Raw genomic sequence first — 18,147 nt, forward strand, 5'->3', positions numbered from 1 at the left:
TCCAGTGTAGCTTGTCTGTGACGAAGATTAGGTGGAATGCCAAGTGTCATTAAGCTATAATCCGCGCCGAGTTGGCCAGACAGTTGCTGCGTTCGCAAGAACGGGGAGGAAAGTCCGGGCTTCAAAGAGCAGGGTACCAGGTAACGCCTGGGCGGTGTGAACCGACGACAAGTGCAGCAGAGAGGAGACCGCCAGCTTGATTTATCAAGTTGGTAAGGGTGAAAGGGTGCGGTAAGAGCGCACCGTGCGGCTAGCAATAGTCCGTAGCAAGGTAAACTCTACCCGAAGCAAGACCAAATAGGGTTCCGTATGGCGTGGCTCGCGTTGGAACCGGGTAGGTCGCTTGAGCCTGTGAGCGATTGCAGGCCTAGATGAATAACTGTCCACGACAGGACCCGGCTTATCGGCCAACTCAACCTCTTTAAACAAAAGGCCTCGCAGCAATGTGAGGCCTTTTGTGTTTCTGCTTATGCCAATCTCGGTAGGATAAAGCATCGGTACACATTGTTTTTCACCGACGATTATCTCATCTCTCCCTTATTCAAGTCTAACCATCCGAAGCGAGTTTTTCTCATCCATAGGCGGCGATGAATACTGCATCATTTTAATACAGCAGAATAAAGTCGTATATGCTTCATAATCACGTTCAAATGATCTTTTTTATGTTAACATCTCACCGCTAAACATTACTAAATATAAACATTGTAAAAATACAAATAAGGTCACCGCTCATTTTGCCATTAATGCAAAGCCTAAAAGGGTTGAAATGAAATTCACCAATGCAAATGGTCTTACGCGGTTTATATGCAAATATTAGATAATCGTACTTTACTCGTTGTCACCGCACTTATTTCATTTGGCTCTGCGGTGGCGTTAATGTCGTTGTGGCGAGCACAAAATCTGCGTAATGGCTCAGGCTTTTGGGCATCGGGTATGTCTTGTATTGCTTTGGCGAGCGTCCTGCTTTTTGGGCGGGGTAACCTGCCAGATTTTCTCTCCATCGTTATCGCTAACACTTTTTATGTGATTGGTTTTCTGCTTATTTATCGCGGCGTGCGTATTTTTACGGGTCGTGCTTCCATAGAGTTATTGGATGTTGGTTTTCCACTGCTGACATTGCTGCTGTTTTGTTACTTCTACTATATCGATAACAATCTCAATATGAGAATCGCAGTGCTTAGCGCGGCCTTTTTTATGATATGCGCCATGATAATAAAAACGTTATTGGCCGAGAAGGCGGCGCCGTGGCGTACTGCGGGTTATGCGGTTGCATTTATGTTTGGCTTATTTGGTTTATCCCATGCTATTCGCGGTGTCATTGCGGTCTTTTCTGCCTCATATAGGGATTTTTTAGATCCGAGTATGACGTCAACGCTGGTGTTATTGAGTGGCGTTTTTATTATTGGCGGCATTGCTATTTCATTGGTTTTACTGAGTTACGCGGTATTAGAGTCGAAATTACGCATTTTATCCTTGGCGGTTGAGCAGTCGGCATCATCGATTGTTATCACAGATAATGTAGGGGCGATTAACTATGTTAATCCGGCCTTTATTGAAAAAACCGGTTACTGCTCAGATGAACTGATGGGCCAAAATCCGCGAGTGTTGCAATCGGGTGAAATGAACCCTAATGAATACTCAACCTTGTGGCAGGCGATCTCTTCTGGGCATACGTGGCGTGGCGAATTTCATAACCGTAAGAAAAACGGTGAGCTTTTTTGGGAGATAGCGTCTATCGCGCCAGTGAAGCAGCGTAACGGTAACATTAGTCATTTTGTCGCGGTTAAGGAAGATATCACCGATTTAAAAGAGGCTAAAAAACGTATCCACCACTTAGCCAATCATGATGCCTTAACTGGCTTGCCCACCAGAGCGTTTTTTATGCAGAGCCTGAATGATGCTTTGGTGACGGCGCACAGTAAAAACGGCGCATTGCTCTTTGTTGATTTAGATGGGTTTAAGACGATCAATGATTCGCTTGGCCATGATGCGGGTGATCAGTTGTTAATTGAAGCGACTCAGCGCCTTAGTTGCAGCGTTCGCGATATCGATACCGTTGCGCGTATTGGCGGCGATGAGTTTTTGATTTTATGTACAGAAGTTGAGAGTCAGGCTTTGGTCAAGTTGGTCGCCGAGCGGATTGTCAATGTGTTAGCTCAGCCCTTTACTTACGATGATGTCGAGGTCAAGATCACGGCCAGCATAGGCATCGCCTTGTATCCTCAACATAACGATACTGCTGAGGCCTTGGTGAAAATGGCCGATCAGGCGATGTATCAGGTTAAAAGGCAAGGTAAAAATAATTACGCGTTCGCGACATTACCTTCGTAGTCGTCAGCGGTGGCGCGTGATCATGGGGTACAACCCTGAATCTTTAACCTTACCCTGTAACTTAAACCTTAGTCGCTAGGCGATAGGTAAGCTGACGGTAACCGTGAGCCCCGCTTGGGGTCGCGATGTTAGGGTAAGTTTACCGCGATGCAGTTCAACAATATGCTGACAAATCGATAATCCTAAGCCCGCCCCTGTACCTTCATTTTCATTGACTCGATAGAAGCGCTCTACGGCATTAGCAATTTGCTCTGGCGTCATCCCTTGGCCGTTATCTGTAATATCAATATCGATGTAGTTGGCGTTTCTTGTCGCGCTAATGCGGATAAGTGATTCTTTTGGGCTGTATTTACAGGCGTTTTCTAGTAGGTTTTTAAGCACTAATTCGATATAAAAATGGTCGGCGGCCACATACAGATCACTGGGGATCGCCATCTCCCATTCGAAATCGGTGATCCCTGGCATAAGCTGATTTAATGCCTCCTCCACCATAGTTTGTACATGGCTAGGGCCTAACGTTAGTTCCTCTATCGAATCGACCCGTGCGAGTAATAACAGTTGTTCTACAGTATGACTGAGACGGGTGACGCCGCTGTTAATGGCGGCTAAATGTAATTTAGCTTGTTGTGACGGGGGGATAAGCTCTGCTAGTCCATCTTGATGCAGCTTAATGACCGACAGTGGCGTTTTTAATTCATGCGCCGCATCAGCGCTGAAGCGTCGTTCTCGCGCTAAGGCGTTGGCAAAGCGGTTGATGTATAAGTTGAGCGCTTTCTGCACCGGAAGAAGTTCGCTCGGCAGGTGCATAGAGATAGGCGTGACATCATGAGGGCTACGTTGGTTGAGCCGTTGCTCGAACGCCTTGAGCGGTTTAAATAGCCAATAAGAGAGCAGTAACATAGCCAGCAGCACAATGGGTGCGATCATTAAGGGGGCGCTGACGGCATTATGCATAATTTGTGATACCAGCTCTTGGCGCACGTCATCTTGCTGGGCGGTGACAATCCAGATGTGGTTATCTTTTGAATAATAGCTAAACACATGCCACAGTTCATCGGTTAAGATTTTTTGATGATAACCGGCGACAAACTCAGTTATCGGCTGGGCGGTAATGTTGTCAGACAGAATTAATGGCTCACCGTTATCTGACCATATTTGAAACGCTAATTTGTGTTCATAGGAGAGTTGTAGGGCGTCAGCCTGTTCAGCAAAAGTATCTACATCACTATTTTCAATGTGAAATAGCTGCGCCTGCTCGGTTAGTGCTTGGGCATCACTTGCTGTGATGCCATGTTGATAAAACAGCTCCAACATTTTAGCCGTTTGCATCATTTGCGCATCGAAAAGTTCTTCAATCTGCTCTGAAGCATCACGGGTGCTCATCCAGCTCGATAAGCCAACCGACAGGGCGATGCCTGTCAGCATCAGCGTGGTTAGCATCAAACGTAGTGAATACATTATTCGGTCTCAACCAAGGTATAGCCTATGCCGCGTACGGTTTTGATCAATTCATTGGTGGTTTTTTTGCGTAAGTGATGAATGTGCACTTCGATAGAGTTACTACCGACCTCATCCCAGCCATAGGTGAGCTGCTCAAGCTGGTGGCGAGTTAGCACTCTGCCAGCCGATTGCGCCAACTCATGTAACAGCTGGTACTCGCGCCGAGAGAGTGAGATTAAGCGCTCACGAAACTGCACCTCGCGGGTATCTAAGTTCATGTGCAAGGCGCCAACGCTTAAGCTGTTGTTATTTTGCCCATGATGACGGCGTACAATGGCGCGGATCCGCGCGGCGAGCTCGCGCACATCGAAGGGTTTGCTAAGGTAATCGTCGGCGCCCATGTCTAAACAGGCCAATTTGGTGTCGAAATCGGTATTGGCGGTTAGCACTATGGTGGGGGTGGACAACCCTTGCTTACGCCAATGTTTTAATAGGTCTTTGCCGCTGCCATCGGGCAAGCCAAGGTCGAGCACTATGGCGCTGAAGGTCTCGTTGTGTACCGAGTTGAGCGCCTGTTGATAGCTACTAAGGTGATCGATCTGCATGCCAACTTTGCCGAGGCTAAGGCAGATCCCTTGGGCGAGTAACTCATTATCTTCCACAAGCAGTATACGCATATTGATCCTATTGCGATGACCCAACATGGATGCGGTCGGTTTATTTATATCAAGTTGTGGGTCAATTATCGATATACTTGAAAATAGACGCCTTGCGCCGTCAAAAAGGCCTCGGCGTTAGCGCCTTCTAACATGGCCATGGTCGACAGCATGCCAGCCATCACACAATTTTGTGCTAATACGGTGACCGATAGCGGTGCGTTTTCTACGGGAAAACCACTACTCGGGTCGACAATGTGGCCGTAACGCTTATGGTCCTTTTCAAGGTAACGCCTTGTTGTGCCGCTGGTGGCGAGAGCGCCTTGGCGGATCTGTAATAACGCGCTCGCGCTATCTAACGCATTGGGGTTTTCGATGCCCACTTGCCAAGCACTTTCGGGGGATGTGCGTGCCACAGGGCAGGCGATATCACCGCCAAAGTTCACCAGTACCGAAAGCGCTGGCCAGCGCTCGGCTATTAACCTGGCGGTATTATCGACCGCATACTCTTTGGCGATGCCGCCAAAATCTAAACTCATGGCCTTGGGCATCTGTAGGCTGGTCGGGGTGATGTGCAGCGCCGAAAAGTCGACCAAGGATTTAGCGTGGTTGATCTCTTGGGCTGAGGGGATGCGCCCATGTTGGAGGTCTTCAAAGCGCCATAGCTGCATTAATGGGCCCGCGCTGATGTCGAAACGGCCATCACTGAGGCTATAGCACTGCTGCGCAAAGCTGAGCAAACGATGGGTTTCAGCGTCGATGGGCATGGGGTTGCCATCGCCATGATTAAGCTGCCAAAGAGGATTATGGCTGATAAATCGGCTGTATTTGGTTTCTATTCGCTTAGCTTCATGGGCAGCGAGGTTAAGGATGTGGCTGGCCGTGGTCACATCTGACGTGGCGATAAGTAATTCGCAAGGACTGGCCATGGCGCGAAATTGTCCCAAAAATCCCCACGGGCGGGGATGCAGCTCTGCACCTTGGGCTAAAGGGGGCAGCGTCATTTCGGTGTGCGTCATTGGGGCATGTGAGTTACTGAGCGCCATAGCTGTCCTTAAAGGCCCGCATCTGCGGGCACGAGATTGGCTAAAATGAGTAGCTAAATTGCGCCATGATCGCCTTTACCTGAGGGAATTGATCATAGTTTTTCAATTGGCCTATCAACTCGGTGCCATTATTTTCAGGGTTTTGTTGATAATACTCCAATCGATAGCTTATTTCATGGCCGCCCGCTAAGCGTTGACCAAATTTAATGCCAACGGTATAAGCCGTCATGTCACCAATACGGTAATCGGCGCTGGCATATTCAGGCAGTGGGTCTGAGGTGAGCAGAAACGGTTGATAAAAGTTAGCCGCCTGTTGTTGATAGTAGCGCAAATGAATTTGACCATAGAAATTACCACTGAAATAGTAGCGATAGTGGGTTTCTAAGGTGTGTGATTGAATGTCCCAATCGTCAGTGCTGTAACGATAAGAGAAATCCACCACGCCTGAGTCCAGTGCGCCTTTCGTCATCATGTAAAAGCTATGCTTTAGGCGTGAATCGGGTCTGTTTTCATACAGGTAGTCTTGGGTGGTACCTGTGCTATCGACTTGGCTTAATATTTTGTACGGATCATTCATGTAGCCAGAGACGCTTGATAAGCCGTAGTTGGCTTGGAGCAACCAGCGACGGTTAAGCACTTGAGTCACCCCTAGCAATACATCGGCGGTACTCTTGTCTTCGGTGCCCTCGATACGGGTGCGATTGAACGCCGCGCGATAATCATCTTCATTTTGAAAGTCGCCACGATGCACCATTGCCGAAAATGCCACCGGTTTGCCGCCAACGGGATCGATAACATCATAGGTATAGGAGCCAGATAACGCTAAGGTAGTGTTATCTTTATTGAAGCTGCGCTCTACGCCGCCATTGAGACCCATCGACATATAATCGAACTCTTTGGAGCCATAAATACCGCCGTTAACCTTCCATTGGGGGGTTAAGGTTTCACTCCAGTTGACGCTAGCCTGTACGCGAGTGTCATGAAAGGTGTCATCAAGGGGCGTTTCGCCAGGGGCAACCACATATTCACCATTGCCCGAGGGGCGAGTGAATGTTTGGCTGGTGTCTTGCGCCACTGCCCCCGAGGCCGATGCGCCAGTTAGGCTGTCGACGACTAATTTCATGTCGAGTAGCGAGGTGTCGCCAAAGGCTTTTTGTACGTTACCTATCGCCTCGACCGCTTGCACTCTGTCTTGTTCGCCGTAATACATTACGGCGGCATCGACCTTCCAATCATCAAGGCTCGTTTCAGTTGCTTGCGCTTGCTGGCCAACTAAGGAGCAGCTCGCCATCGCCAGTGCACTGGCAATATTGCGATGTTTAGTTAATTGCATCCGCAACCTCCACCCGCAAATGCGCGGCCACCACTGGTACCTTCTTTACTGAAATAGATATGATCATCAAGGGCATAATCGAGCTTTTCAGCATCTAACGCCATGTCGGCGCGGGCCAGTTGATCTTTTTCCCACGGCTCTACACCTAGGTTCGAACAGGCCGATAGACTGGTGATAATGGTTAAGGTCAGAATTGTTTTTTTCATTGCTTACTCCTTTAATAGCGTCACGAGCTCTTGCTCATACTGCGATGCATATTCTTCGAAAAAGCCCATGTGGCTCTGAACGAGCTCGCCTTGTTTGTTAAAGATAAAGCTGCTTGGCATACCTTGAAGATTAAATGCTTGCGCTGTGGTGCCTTCGGGGTCGAAACGCACATGAAATTGCGCCGGTAACTTACTGAGAAATTTATCCGCTAACGCTTTTTCGGTATCCAAATTAATGGCGACGATGGCGAGTCCTTGTTGCTGATATTTAGCTTGCATGGCGTTCATCCAAGGAAAAGATTTGCGGCACGGACCGCACCAAGAAGCCCAAAAGTCGACATAAACGACTTGGCCTTTAAATTGGTTAAGTGTGGTTTGCTCGCCTTGTGAGGTTAATACCGGGTGCGACAACGAAGGCGCAGCATAGGTTGGCAGCGAGAATAAACTTGAACAGGCCAAGCTAAGCAGTAGCAGCAATTGCTTCATAAAGTCGATTCCAGATGAGGTGATGCTTATCAATCTAGTGTGCAAATCTTAAGGTTTTCTTAACACTTGCCAGTAAAGATTGAGTTGATTTTCATGTGTAGAACATCATCTGGCTGGCCGACCCGGCGAGTAGGAAGTGGGTGTGAGCCATGGTACCCAAAAATGCGTAGGCTAACCGATATCCAAAGGGGGGGGATGCTGAGTTCACACAGTTAAGCGTGGATTAAGCGATTAAAAATCTTGCTAAAAGCTGGATTATCAACTGTTATTGAGCTACCTCAAGAATTATCCAGGCCCTGTATATGACCCAGGCTCAGATGCTGATTTTTATTGTGCTTGCCGCCACAGTGACCCTATTTATTTGGGGGCGTTGGCGGCATGATCTGGTGGCGATGGCGGCATTACTCGGATCTGTTTTACTGGGGTTGCTCCCGGCCGACGAGGCATTTTTAGGTTTTGGTCATCCGGCGGTGATCACTGTGGCTTGTGTGCTGGTATTAAGTAAAGGGCTGCAACTTTCTGGTGCGGTGGATGCCATGATGCAAAAAATGTTGCCCTCCAGCGACAGCCCCACTGTGATGATCACCGTATTAATGAGTATCGGGGGGTTATTCAGTGCCTTTATGAATAATGTCGGCGCCATGGCGCTACTGATGCCGGTGGCCATACAGGTGGCAAATAAGTTATCGCTACCACCGGGACGGGTGTTAATGCCGCTGGCATTTGGCACCATTTTGGGGGGAATGACGACCCTTGTCGGTACGCCACCTAACATCATAGTGTCTGGGTTTCGCGCCGAAACGGGATCCCAAGGTTTTGCCATGTTTGACTTTACGCCAGTCGGCTTGACTGTGGCTTTGGTGGGGGTAGTGTTTGTGGCACTGCTCGGTTGGCGTTTAGTGCCATCACGCAAACAGGCGGCCGGCAGCAGTTTCGATACCGGGACGTATCTGGTCGAGGTGCGGGTCGATGAGGGCAGTCGGTCACTGGGCAAGTCTTTACGTCAAATTGATCAAGAGATGGATGAGACCGATGCGCAGGTGGTGGGCTTAGTTCGCAACGCGTTTAGGGTCTCGGCCCCGAGCCAGTCGAGAATCTTACGTGCTGGCGATATTCTTATTATCGAGGCTGAGCCCGAGTCACTATCACAGGTGTTGTCTAAGTTTGAATTTAAATTAGTCGAAGATCGCATACCAGCTAAGGTCGATAAGGAGCAGCAGTCTGATCCGGCCGATGTTGACAGCAATGACGACGCGCCAAGTGAGAAAAAAAAAGAATCTGAATCTGATGATATTGTGTTGCAGGAGTTGGTCGTGATGCCGCGTTCTGCCATCAATGGTCGCACCGCAAAGGGACTACAGATCAGGGGGCGATATGGCGTGAATTTATTGGCTATCTCGCGGCGGGGGCGGCGTTCGATTAAACGGTTACGCTTAACGCGCATCGAAGCGGGAGACGTGTTGCTGATGCAGGGCGATCTCGAGGCCATAAGTGATTTTGCCGCCAACTTAGGCTGTATGCCCTTAGCACAGCGAGAGATTGGGATCCCAGTAACCAAGCGGGTGATGCTGGCGTTGATCATCATGGGGTTGGCTGTCACTGGCGCCGCAACCGGGCTTGTCCCTACTGCGATCTCATTTGCCATGGGGATGCTTGCGTATATGGCACTAAGCATAGTGCCACTGCAAAGTGCCTATGATGCTGTCGATTGGTCGGTTATTGTCTTGCTTGGGGCGCTGATCCCTGTTGCCAGCATTACCGCCTCGACAGGTGCGGCCGATCTGCTGGCTAAGGCGTTGCTCGATAACGTGGCGCAGGGAAATCCCATCGTCGCCTTGGGGTTGATCCTTGTGGTGACCATGAGTCTGTCAGATTTTATGAACAACGCCGCCACCGCTGCAGTGATGTGCCCCATTGCCATCAGTACCGCCACTCAGCTCGGGGTGAATCCAGACACCTTTTTAATGTCGGTGGCCATCGGCGCCTCGTGCGCGTTTTTGACTCCGATAGGGCATCAAAATAATACCTTAATCTTAGGTCCTGGCGGATTTCGCTTCGGTGATTATTGGAAGATGGGGTTGCCGCTTGAGCTATTGGTCGTGGCGGTTAGCTTACCGTTACTGCTTATCGTATGGCCACTGTAGGACGTTACTAAGTCTATCGCCTCGGGCTGCATAGCCGTTAAAAATGCTGTTTTACTTGAAAGCGCCATTCCCAACTGTTGACTTCGGCGCCACTGGTAAAGGGCACTGATAAATCGATATGGGCCACACTGCCATAACTGGACCGCGACGAGTAAATGCGCGCCCCAATGCCAAAGCTACCTATGGGGCCGGACTCTTCATTATCTTGGTCGGTTCCGCCTGTGGCATGGCCATAATCACTAAATACCGCCCAACCAAGTTCGGCCAGTTGATACAGATTAATATTAGGGTAGTTACGAATTTCGGCAGTGACTAACCACTGGTTATCACCGTGTTGGTAATCATTGGGGTAACCCCGTACGCCTGTGTTGTCACCCAGAGCAAAAGTTTGATCGAGGTAGTTGTTTTGTGAGGCGCTCAAGCGCATCTTGGCATAAGCGGTCCACTTAGGTGACAGCTTATAAAAGTATTCCGCTGTCGTATTCACCTTAAAGTAGTCGGGTTGGCTGGTGGCAAACACGCCTTCGCCATCGATACTCATCAGTAGCAATTGTGCTTGGCTTTGATATCCCCTCGATGATCGCCAGTTGATGTGATAACCCACAGGGGAGCTGTCATTAGTGTCTTGGGTTTCGATACCCAGGCTGACATAGTGTTGCCAACCAAGGTTAATGTCTTCGTTATAGTTAATCAGGTAGACATTGTTGAGCACTTTAAAATCATCTTGCAGATAGTGATAGCCTATCCAAGGGTAGTGATAATCTCGGTCTTGTGGCAGCGGGCCGTCAACAAAGGTATCGATATGCTTAAAGGTGTGTTGATCTTGAGTGATCCCCACTAATACACGTGAACGCCAGTCATTGACCTTGTTGAGGCGCCAACCGTATTGCGCATTATAGAAATTGATTTGATGCTCAAACTGATCCACATCAACCCCATTTTGGCGCAGAGTATCGGTTCGTAAATCATTGATATAACGCCCTGAGTACATATCGGTATCGTCAAGAGTATAAAACGGCTTGGTGAAGTCAACCATGGCCGCTTCACCGTCACTGTTATCGTAAAAGTTTGCCGAGAGAGTGGCGCGTCTTATCCAGTCATCCATGGGGGCTTGAAAGGCCAGCTGGTAGCCGCTGCGATCGGCGCTGGATTTGTATTTCAAACGAGTGCGGATGCCGTAACCGAGTAAGTTATCTTCTTTAATACCGATAGAAATTTTACTTTCACCACCACTTCTACTGGCGCTAAATGTGGGCAGCAGTGACCAGTTATCCCAGGTTTCCACTAATACGGTTTTTCCTGGGTCACTTGGCGCCGCATCAGGATCGGGCTGCGCAAACGTTATCTTGGCGTCGCGAATGTAAGGCTCGTACCTTAAAATTCGCTGTGCTTCTTCAATATCTTGTTGTGACACCTCGTCATTCACATTGAAGCTGAGTTTACTCAGTAGGGTCGACTCGCGGGTATTGATGTGCAGATAATTGGCCCAACGGTGAATAAAAAAAGCATCTGGATCGGACTCATCGAATATGGCGTGGCTAACCACGACAATATTGTTGATGGGGGTTTTTACCGTTTGGGGATCGGTTTGTGCTGTGTTGGCTAACCCTGCTTGAGTATTCGATGGCGCAGATGTCGGCTCAGGGGAGATAGCTGCATGCAGCGGGGCTAGCAGCAGGTAACTTAATAGCGCAATACAGCGAGCGACATATGGCATGGAGCGACCCACCTTATTGTTATGTGATGATTAAAGCATCTCGTGACCACAAAAAAGATACATTTTAATAACACACCCAGTGTCAGTATTAGTCAAGCTGGGAATTGAAATAAGGTAATGATTTTATTTACGCAAATGCTGATACATGCGGCGCAATGTATCAGCATAGTGCATAGGCTATAGGGTTCCGCGCGGTGGTACGGCCACGTTGGCAAATATCAGCCCGGCGATTAGCGACATAAAAATTAAGAAAATTTGTGAGCCAATATGGGATTGGTTGAGCATGGTTTCACCCAATATGAGGGTATTGAGACCAATATAGGTTTTACTGCCGGGAACCAAGATAACGATCCCCTGCAGTAGTGCAATGGAAGCGGGAGCCTTCATCCAGCGGGCATATAAGTTGGAATAGATCCCGACCGCCAAGGCGCCAAAAAAGATGCCGATAGACTCGCCCAAGTAGATGCCCGCGAGCATGGCGGAAAAGAAGGCGATAATACCGGCAAACACCCCCCAAGCGGCATCCTTTAAACGCGCCTTAAAGATGATAACCAGCGCCATCGACAAGATGGGTACCGCTGACCAAATGGCCCAACGAGGCAAGGGATCGGGTTCAAAATAGATGGTTTCACCAAAGATTGCCGAGCCAATCACCATGCCAAATATGGCGCCAAAATAGAGCTTAAACAGCAGCATGCACGCGTCCATGATACGCGCGGTGCCGGAGATTAAATCTCGCGCGGCCAATTCGGCCAAGCCCAGGGTTAACGCCAGCCCGGGGACAAAGATAATGATGCCCGACAGAATCACCACCGGGATATTAATAAAAGGGTCAAAATAGGCGATGCCACAGGCGACGATGGCACATAAAATGGCTGCCAGAGGTTCTAGGGCTTCGGCAATACGTGTCGAGCGTTCGGCGCGGTAAACGAGGCCATACACCATGAGCCCCAGGGCCGCCGACCAAAATACGTCATGCCAACTGGTGCCCATTAACATAGCAAAGGCGCCCGCCGAACAGCCAAACGCCAATAAGGTTAATAGGGTGCCGTAAGGGCTAGGTTTGTTAGCAATCTCTTCCAGTCGGTCGGTGGCCTCTTGTAAGGTGCGTTTGCCAGATACCAGCTCACCCACCAACTCGTCGGTTCGTGCCAGTGAGCCTAAATCGAGATCGCCGGGCCTGACACGAGCCACATGGTTATATTCTTGGTCGGCATCATGTTGTAATACAAAGGTCATCGAGGTGGGCGAGATGAGAAAATAGCCTTCAATACCCAATAACTTTGAGATGCTCTGAAGGTGAGATTCTAAGCGATAAGCTGGGGTGCCAAATTTATGCAGGTACTTACCTAACTTGATGATAAATTTGCGCTTTTCTATAAATTCTTCGCTATCCACTTGTTTGTTCCATGATGATAAAACCGATGGGTGACCCTAGATCGAGCGCATCTTACCCCATCTTAGGTTAAAAAGGTTAACGGCTTGGTAAGTTTTTACTGCCTATCGCTGTCGATGCCGCCGCGGGAATTAACCTTAAAGTTACAATTAAGCGGCCTGCTGACGTAAGCTAACTACTCTGCGCTGTACGATTGGCGTGAAGATTCACCACGAGGAGAGACAATGTCGGTCATAGTATCCAGTTTATATATCGGGTTAACCGCCATAATGGCGGTTTATTTTGCATTGCGAGTCGTAAAACTAAGGCGTCGTTTAAAGGTTGGCTTAGGCACAGGCGGTCAGCCCACATTGCGCCTTGCCAACCGAGTGCACGGTAACCTGATTGAGCATGCACCTATGGCGCTGATGTTGCTGCTGGTGGCCGAGCTTAACGGTTTACCGCAAGCATATGTGCATCTTTTGGGGCTGATTTGGCTGCTAGCCAGAGTGTTGCACGCGCTGGGATTAACCTTGGGGCAAGGGGGTTATCATTGGGGGCGATTTTGGGGGGTATTATTAACCTGGATCCTTATCCTTACGCTGTCTGTGGTTAATATTGGCTATTTTATTATTGGCGCGTAATATTACCGGGTTGCTGCTTTTTTGGTCGCAATAATGAGGGGGTAGCTGTTATACTCCGCGTCTTTTTTAAGGTTGCGCCGCGAGTGTTACCTCGCTGCGGTAATTGGCGCACATGGCTTGGTCTATTGGGGCATCTCCCTGAGTGACTACACTTATTTATTGGTTTGATAGTTAGGCAGTATTATTCATGCAGGTTGAATCCACGTTATTTACTCATCCCAAGTATCTGGGCCGTACTGAACCAGCGGCGCCTTTTTTGCCTATGTCGCGCAAAGAGATGGCTAAACTGGGCTGGGATTCATGTGACATTATTATTGTCACAGGCGATGCCTATGTGGATCACCCCAGTTTTGGTATGGCGGTGATTGGCCGTATGCTTGAGGCGCAAGGGTTTCGCGTTGGCATTATCTCGCAGCCCGATTGGTCGAATAAAAATGACTTCATGAAGTTAGGCAAGCCTAACCTCTATTTTGGTGTGACCGCTGGCAACATGGACTCGATGATCAACCGTTACACTGCCGAGCGTCGCCTGCGTCACGATGATGCCTATACCGCGGGTAATATTGGCGGTAAGCGCCCCGATCGCGCCGTCACTGTTTATACCCAGCGCTGCAAAGAAGCCTTTAAGCAAGTGCCTGTGGTGATTGGTGGCATCGAAGCGAGTTTACGCCGTATCGCCCATTATGACTATTGGTCAGATAAAGTGCGTCGCTCTGTGATCCTCGATGCCAAGGCCGATATCTTAGTCTACGGTAACGCCGAACGTCCGCTGGTTGAACTGTCGCACCGCCTCGCAGCGGGTGAGTCTATCAGTGAGATCCATGATGTGCGCGGCACCACGGTGATTCGTAAGGAGCCGCTGCCGGGCTGGAAAGGCATGGACTCGCGTAAGCTGGATCAACTGCATAAAATCGACCCGATCCCCAATCCTTACGGCGCCGACGATGTGGGCTGTCAAAACCTCTCTGGCCCGAGCGATGTTAAGGTGTTCGACAACGATGCGCCTAAGCCTATTACGGTACAACCGCCGCGCCCTAAGCCATGGGAAAATACCTATGTGTTGCTGCCCAGCTATGAAAAAGTCGCCGAAGATAAGTTTCTCTATGCCCATGCATCGCGCATCTTGCATCAAGAGCAGAACCCCGGTTGTGCCCGTGCGCTATTTCAGACTCACGCCGAACGGGCTGTTTGGGTCAATCCGCCAGCATGGCCATTAAACACCGACGAGATGGATGGCGTATTTGATCTGCCCTACCAACGGGTGCCGCATCCTGTCTATGGCGATGCCAAGATCCCCGCCTATGACATGATCAAGACCTCGATTAACATTATGCGTGGTTGCTTTGGTGGCTGCTCGTTCTGCTCGATTACCGAGCATGAAGGGCGGATTATTCAGAGCCGCTCGCAAGATTCTATTATTAAAGAGATCAAAGATATCCAGCAGAAAGTGCCCGGTTTTACTGGAGTGATCTCTGACTTGGGTGGCCCGACGGCGAACATGTATCGCTTAGGCTGTAAGAGCGAAAAAGCCGAAAAGACCTGTCGTCGTTTGTCCTGTGTGTTCCCGGCCATCTGTGGTCATCTGGACACCGACCATCAGGCGACGATTGATCTGTATCGCGCGGCACGTGACGTGCCGGGCATTAAAAAAGTGCTTATTGCTTCGGGTGTGCGTTACGACTTAGCCACCGAAGATCCACGCTACGTTAAAGAGTTGGCCAGTCATCATGTGGGCGGTTATCTCAAAATTGCCCCCGAGCACACCGAAGAGGGGCCGCTCAATAAGATGATGAAACCCGGCATGGGCACTTACGACAAGTTTAAAGAGCTGTTTGATAAGTATTCGGCCGAGGCGGGCAAGAAGCAGTATTTGATCCCCTATTTTATTTCGGCGCATCCAGGCACCACAGATGAAGATATGGTGAACTTGGCGTTGTGGCTTAAAGGGCAAAAATTTAAGCTCGATCAGGTGCAAAACTTCTATCCATCGCCGATGGCGAACGCCACCACCATTTATCATACAGAGCTCAATTCGCTTAAAAATGTGAAACATACCAGCGAAACAGTGCAAGTACCCAAGGGCGGTCGTCAACGTAAGCTGCATAAAGCCTTGCTGCGTTACCACGATCCTGCTGGCTGGCCGATGATCCGTGAAGCCTTAATTGCCATGGGCAAAGAGAAGTTGATCGGTAGCGGCGCCCATTGCTTAGTGCCGGCTGAAACCCGCCAAGAGCGTCAAGGCTTTAGGGCTAAGCCTGCTAAGGGCAAGACGCCAGCAGGTAAAAAAGCCGTGACTCGCTTCTCGGCCGATCAGTTTGATGAGCGTAAGAGTATGGATAAAGCGGGCAAGCCTAACGCAGGTAAACCTAAAGCCAAGGGGAAACCCTCGGCCCATAAAAGCGGTTCAGGCCAATCGGCCCCTGCAGGGCAAGGCGCAGGCAAAGGGGCTAAGCGGCCGGTTAAAAATGGTTGGGGGACTACGCCAAAACATCAACGTTAGTGAGGTCACAGACCTAGTCAAATAGATTAAAATAGGGGGATATCATCGATATTGCCCTATTTTTTAAGGAGCTTTCCATGAGTCAACACGGGTCAAATGATGGCAGCGACACCTATAGCGATGCAGGCTTTTGGCATAAGGTGAAGCTGTTTGCCAAGCAAGCGGGTCGAGACGTGATAGAAAAAGCCCTATGGCTTTACTACGCCGCGCAGCGCCCCGATACCCCTAAATGGGCCAAGACCATTATTTTTGGTGCGCTAGCCTATTTTATCGCCCCCATAGATGCGATACCCGACCTAACACCTCTGGTCGGTTTTACCGATGATTTAGGTGCGCTTGCCGCCGCGCTGACCATGGTGAGTCTGTATGTCGATGACCATGTCAAAAGCCAAGCGGCAGAAAAAACCGCCGCTTGGTTTGATTAACCTACAAGGATTAATATAGCGAGGCTTCACCCTCTGGACGAGTCTTGAAGCGGCGGTGAAGCCACATATATTGCCCTGGGGCTTCCATGATCGAAGCTTCGACAATTTTATTAATAAAATGAGCGCCGGCCTCGGGATCATTTTTGGGAAACTGATTAATCAGTGGCGCTTTTACCGTTAGGGTGTAATCCCCTTTGTCGTTATTGCGCACCATTACTAGCGGCACAATGGCGCAGTCGGAGCCATCGACTAATATACTGGTGCCGGTTGTGGTGCAGGCCTTTTCAACGGCAAATAGCGGGGCAAAGGTTGAGCGGCGGCGGCCATAATCATGATCCGGTGCATACCAGAGACGCTCGCCATTTTTTAATGACTCCAGCATAAACTTGATATTTTTTCTATGGATTAACGCATGCCCGCCACGAGAGCGGCCTTTATATTGAAAATAGTCAAAACAGGGATTGTTATTCGGTCGATATACGCCCATGCCCGGTATGTGTAGACCGAATGCGCGGCCACCGAGCTCAAGATTAAGTGAGTGCACCGCGACTAACAGCACACCGCGACCTTCGGCGGCCAGTTTATCTATGTGCTCCATTCCCTTAATAGTCACATGCTTTGCTACTCTGGCATCAGACCAAAACCACGCCATCCCCGTTTCAAACAGGGCTAACCCCGTGTTGTCGATATTCTCTTTAACCAGCTGTTCACGCTTATCCGGACTCATGTCTGGAAAACAAAGGGCTAAGTTGCGCTCCATCGTTTTGCGGCGACTTTTCATAAAACGAATAGCCAGACGTCCGAGCATTTTGCCCATACGGATCTGGATGAAATAGGGCAGCAGACTGCAAAGGTAACTAGTGCCCACGAGTGTCAGTACTCCCCAATATTTTGGGTGCAGCAGTGAAATCGAAAATGTCGGCGCGGTGTATTTACTCATAATAGGATGGGGTTTATTGATTAAGAAATGATGTTGGACCAAAGATTATACGTGATTGCCGAATAAGGATCTCAGATATATCGGGGCAGTTTTTATTCAGTTTTAATTTATATGAATGTGGTACTGTTTTTTGTTACTTTAATGGAGAGCAGAAATACAATGAAAAAACAGTTACCTCTATTTATTATGACGGCCATGTTCGCGATCCCCGCTATCGCTGTAAGCACTGAGCAAGCTGCGTTTTTTGACCGTATCGCCGCACATTGTGGCAAGGCCTTTGAGGGCGTTGTCACTGCAGGTAATAGCGCCGATTCGGCGTTTAGCGGCAAAACCTTAGTCATGCATGTGCGTGAGTGTAGTGATAATGAGTTAAAAGTGCCGTTTCATGTCGGCGAGGATCATTCACGCACTTGGGTCATCACCAAAACCGACACCGGGCTTAGATTAAAGCACGATCACCGCCATCAAGACGGCAGTGAAGATAAGGTCACTATGTATGGTGGCGACACCATCGACAGTGGCAGTGCCCAGCTGCAATCATTTCCGGTTGATCAATTTTCTATCGATAATTTCAAGCAAAATGGCCTTAGCCAGTCGGTCACCAATGTGTGGCACATGGGGATCACCGATACCCGTTTTATGTATCGCTTAACTCGAGCAAATCGCGATTTTAAGGTGGAGTTTGATTTGACTAAGCCGGTAGCGTTACCGCCAGCGCCATGGGGGCATGAATAGCCGTGGCCTTGGAATGAAGGTTTGGCATTTGATGTTTGCTTGAGCGGCGTTAGGCCTGCAGATTAGGGGTTATAGCGGCTTGCTGAATGGGTGTTGGTGGGGTGTGTTTTAAGGTTGCCCCTTCATGGTAGCTAATTGCTTGCGGCTCGTGCTGTATAGGGATATATCA

General features: G+C 49.3%; 15 protein-coding genes and 1 other RNA gene. 7 read left to right on the forward strand and 9 right to left on the reverse strand.

Annotation, left to right across the window (positions count from 1 at the left end; translation table 11 throughout):
- The first annotated feature begins 67 nt into the window (after nt 1-67).
- Nucleotides 68-419, forward strand: an RNA gene (gene rnpB, locus AC5YBX_RS01095) — RNase P RNA component class A.
- 385 nt (nt 420-804) lie between these two features.
- On the forward strand, nt 805-2,331 hold the full coding sequence (locus tag AC5YBX_RS01100; protein WP_494524226.1) for a diguanylate cyclase domain-containing protein: 1,527 nt from the start codon (nt 805-807) through the stop codon (nt 2,329-2,331).
- Nucleotides 2,332-2,406: 75 nt separating this feature from the next.
- On the opposite strand, the gene AC5YBX_RS01105 is transcribed toward AC5YBX_RS01100, so the two are convergent.
- The 6 genes from AC5YBX_RS01105 to AC5YBX_RS01130 all read right to left on the reverse strand — a co-directional run bounded on the left by AC5YBX_RS01105 (nt 2,407) and on the right by AC5YBX_RS01130 (nt 7,498).
- Entirely contained in the window at nt 2,407-3,789 is a 1,383-nt protein-coding gene (locus AC5YBX_RS01105) for an ATP-binding protein (RefSeq protein ID WP_494524227.1), read from the reverse strand.
- The gene (locus AC5YBX_RS01110) at nt 3,789-4,448 is read right to left on the reverse strand and encodes a response regulator (RefSeq protein ID WP_494520324.1); all 660 of its coding nucleotides are present in this window, start codon (nt 4,446-4,448) and stop codon (nt 3,789-3,791) included. The genes AC5YBX_RS01105 and AC5YBX_RS01110 overlap by 1 nt, the downstream gene beginning before the upstream one ends.
- A 65-nt stretch (nt 4,449-4,513) precedes the next feature.
- On the reverse strand, nt 4,514-5,431 hold the full coding sequence (locus AC5YBX_RS01115) for an FAD:protein FMN transferase (protein ID WP_494521677.1): 918 nt from the start codon (nt 5,429-5,431) through the stop codon (nt 4,514-4,516).
- 82 nt (nt 5,432-5,513) lie between these two features.
- Nucleotides 5,514-6,806 carry a DUF3570 domain-containing protein gene (locus tag AC5YBX_RS01120; protein WP_494520323.1) on the reverse strand — a complete coding sequence of 431 codons (1,293 nt, stop codon included), beginning with the start codon at nt 6,804-6,806 and terminating at the stop codon, nt 5,514-5,516.
- Nucleotides 6,797-7,012, reverse strand: coding sequence for a DUF4266 domain-containing protein (locus tag AC5YBX_RS01125; protein WP_494520322.1), 216 nt, complete (start codon nt 7,010-7,012; stop codon nt 6,797-6,799). Before AC5YBX_RS01125 ends, AC5YBX_RS01120 begins: the two co-directional genes overlap by 10 nt.
- 3 nt (nt 7,013-7,015) lie before the next feature.
- Complete coding sequence (locus AC5YBX_RS01130; RefSeq protein WP_475515549.1) at nt 7,016-7,498, reverse strand: TlpA family protein disulfide reductase; 483 nt, start codon at nt 7,496-7,498, stop codon at nt 7,016-7,018.
- A gap of 302 nt (nt 7,499-7,800) precedes the next feature.
- On the opposite strand from AC5YBX_RS01130, the gene AC5YBX_RS01135 reads away from it, so the two are divergent.
- Nucleotides 7,801-9,642: an SLC13 family permease gene (locus AC5YBX_RS01135; protein ID WP_494520321.1), complete on the forward strand. Its 1,842-nt coding sequence runs from the start codon at nt 7,801-7,803 to the stop codon at nt 9,640-9,642.
- Between the two features lie 37 nt (nt 9,643-9,679).
- On the opposite strand, the gene AC5YBX_RS01140 is transcribed toward AC5YBX_RS01135, so the two are convergent.
- Both AC5YBX_RS01140 and AC5YBX_RS01145 read right to left on the reverse strand, forming a co-directional pair.
- Nucleotides 9,680-11,359 carry a BamA/TamA family outer membrane protein gene (locus tag AC5YBX_RS01140; protein ID WP_494524228.1) on the reverse strand — a complete coding sequence of 560 codons (1,680 nt, stop codon included), beginning with the start codon at nt 11,357-11,359 and terminating at the stop codon, nt 9,680-9,682.
- Between the two features lie 177 nt (nt 11,360-11,536).
- Nucleotides 11,537-12,757, reverse strand: coding sequence for a threonine/serine exporter family protein (locus AC5YBX_RS01145; RefSeq protein WP_475515551.1), 1,221 nt, complete (start codon nt 12,755-12,757; stop codon nt 11,537-11,539).
- Nucleotides 12,758-12,979: 222 nt separating this feature from the next.
- On the opposite strand from AC5YBX_RS01145, the gene AC5YBX_RS01150 reads away from it, so the two are divergent.
- The 3 genes from AC5YBX_RS01150 (at nt 12,980) to AC5YBX_RS01160 (ending at nt 16,303) form a co-directional block, all read left to right on the forward strand.
- Nucleotides 12,980-13,378: an MAPEG family protein gene (locus tag AC5YBX_RS01150; RefSeq protein ID WP_494520319.1), complete on the forward strand. Its 399-nt coding sequence runs from the start codon at nt 12,980-12,982 to the stop codon at nt 13,376-13,378.
- Nucleotides 13,379-13,565: 187 nt separating this feature from the next.
- Nucleotides 13,566-15,878 (forward strand): YgiQ family radical SAM protein, encoded by a 2,313-nt coding sequence (locus tag AC5YBX_RS01155; protein WP_494520318.1) that lies wholly within the window; start codon nt 13,566-13,568, stop codon nt 15,876-15,878.
- 77 nt (nt 15,879-15,955) lie between these two features.
- The gene (locus AC5YBX_RS01160; protein WP_475515554.1) at nt 15,956-16,303 is read left to right on the forward strand and encodes a YkvA family protein; all 348 of its coding nucleotides are present in this window, start codon (nt 15,956-15,958) and stop codon (nt 16,301-16,303) included.
- Between the two features lie 10 nt (nt 16,304-16,313).
- On the opposite strand, the gene lpxL is transcribed toward AC5YBX_RS01160, so the two are convergent.
- The gene (gene lpxL, locus AC5YBX_RS01165; protein ID WP_494524229.1) at nt 16,314-17,243 is read right to left on the reverse strand and encodes an LpxL/LpxP family Kdo(2)-lipid IV(A) lauroyl/palmitoleoyl acyltransferase; all 930 of its coding nucleotides are present in this window, start codon (nt 17,241-17,243) and stop codon (nt 16,314-16,316) included.
- 186 nt (nt 17,244-17,429) lie between these two features.
- Here lpxL and AC5YBX_RS01170 point away from each other — a divergent pair, with 186 nt between their 5' ends.
- Nucleotides 17,430-17,978 carry a hypothetical protein gene (locus tag AC5YBX_RS01170; protein WP_494524782.1) on the forward strand — a complete coding sequence of 183 codons (549 nt, stop codon included), beginning with the start codon at nt 17,430-17,432 and terminating at the stop codon, nt 17,976-17,978.
- Nucleotides 17,979-18,147 lie beyond the last annotated feature (169 nt).

Source organism: Shewanella sp. 492 (genome assembly GCF_059338445.1).